A 1,473-nucleotide genomic window follows, 5' to 3' on the forward strand; every position below is an offset into this window, starting at 1 on the left:
GCGCGCCAACGCCATGCCCCGCCCCCGCGGCGACGCCCCCCTCACCGCCCCCGGCCCCGGCGGCCCCGGCGCCCCCCGCCCCGGCGGGACCGCGCCCGCGGCCCGCGGGGGGCAGCCCGCGCCGGTCGCCGCCGGAGTCCCGGTACAGCCGCGCACTCTCGGTGAGGATGGTGGTGGCGGTCGCGCCGGGGCAGACCACGTTGGCGGTGATCCCGGTGCCGCCGAGTTCGGCGGCCAGCGCGCGCACCAGCCCGACCACACCCGCGTTGGCCGCGCAGTAGGAGGCGAGCATCGGCACGCCCTCGGTGGCCGCGGCGGAGGAGACCGCGAGGAAACGGCCGGTGCGCGGCGCCGGGCGGGCCAGCAGCGCGGGGACCGCCGCGCGCGCGAGGTTCGACACCCCGCCGAGGCAGATGTCGAGCACGGCGCGTTCCTGCTCGGCGGGCATCTCCCACAGCGGCATCCCGCCCGCGACCACGCCCGCCGCCGAGACGGCGGCGTCGAGTCCGCCCCAGATGTCCACCGCCGACGCCACGGCCGCGCGCAGGGCGTCGGGGTCGCGCACGTCGGCGACGAAGGAACGCACTGCGCCGCGCCTGCTCACCAGGCCGCCCGCGCGGGTGGTGACGGTGGAGAGATCGGCGGGCGTGGCCATCGGATAGCGCAGCGCCGGATCGTCGGCGACGCGGGCGCCCGCGGGCACCGCCCCGCCGCGCGCGGCCAGCCCCAGCACGGTGGCCGCGCCGATGCCGCGCGCCGCCCCGGTCACCAGGGCGACCCGGCGCTGTTCGCCGGAGCAGACCGGCATCCTGGCGCGGGTCATCGGCCCGGTCCTTCCAGAATGGTCACCGCGGCCACGGCAGTGGGCCCGCCGAGGTTGTGCGCCAGGCCGATCCGCGCGCCGTCGACCTGGTCGGCGGCGTGCCCCCGCAACTGCTCGAACAACTCCACGCACTGCGCCACCCCGGTCGCGCCCGGTGGATGGCCTTTGCTCTTGAGCCCGCCGCTGGGGTTGACCGGCAGCGCGCCGCCCACCGAGGTGGCGCCGGTCTCGAGCAGTTTGCGACCCTCGAACCGATCGGCGAAGCCGAGGTCCTCGTAGCTCATCAGCTCGATGCCGGTGAAATAGTCGTGCACCTCGGCGACGTCGATGTCGGCGGGCCGCAACCCGGCCATGTCGAAGGCGCGGCGGGCGGCGCGCACGGTGGCGGGAAAGGTGGTCATGTCCCGCTTGTGCTGGTACATCACCGAATCCAGGCCGAGGCCGACACCACGCACCCACACCGGGCGATCGGTGTAACGTCCTGCCACCTCCTCGGCGGCCAGGATGAGCGCCGCCGCGCCGTCGCTCTGCGGCACGCAGTCGTAGACCCCGAACGGGTCGGCCACCACCGGCGCGGGCCACGCCGGTTGCATGGGGGTGTCGAAACGCAGTCGCGCCGTGGGGTTGCGCGCGCCCGGGGGGGGGGGGGG

2 protein-coding genes are annotated in these 1,473 nt (G+C 76.9%); both read right to left on the reverse strand.

The genetic code is table 11. The features are described from left to right. The coding region (locus tag QH283_RS22395) for a mycofactocin-coupled SDR family oxidoreductase (protein ID WP_280504929.1) at positions 1–823 on the reverse strand (823 nt) is incomplete at its 3' end. Next, positions 820–1,473, reverse strand: a 654-nt coding sequence (locus tag QH283_RS22400; RefSeq protein WP_432420762.1) for a thiolase C-terminal domain-containing protein, incomplete at its 5' end; no start/stop codon positions are given. The genes QH283_RS22395 and QH283_RS22400, both read right to left, overlap by 4 nt.

Origin of the sequence: Nocardia farcinica, assembly GCF_029867845.1 — a bacterium.
Taxonomy (GTDB): domain Bacteria; phylum Actinomycetota; class Actinomycetes; order Mycobacteriales; family Mycobacteriaceae; genus Nocardia; species Nocardia farcinica_A.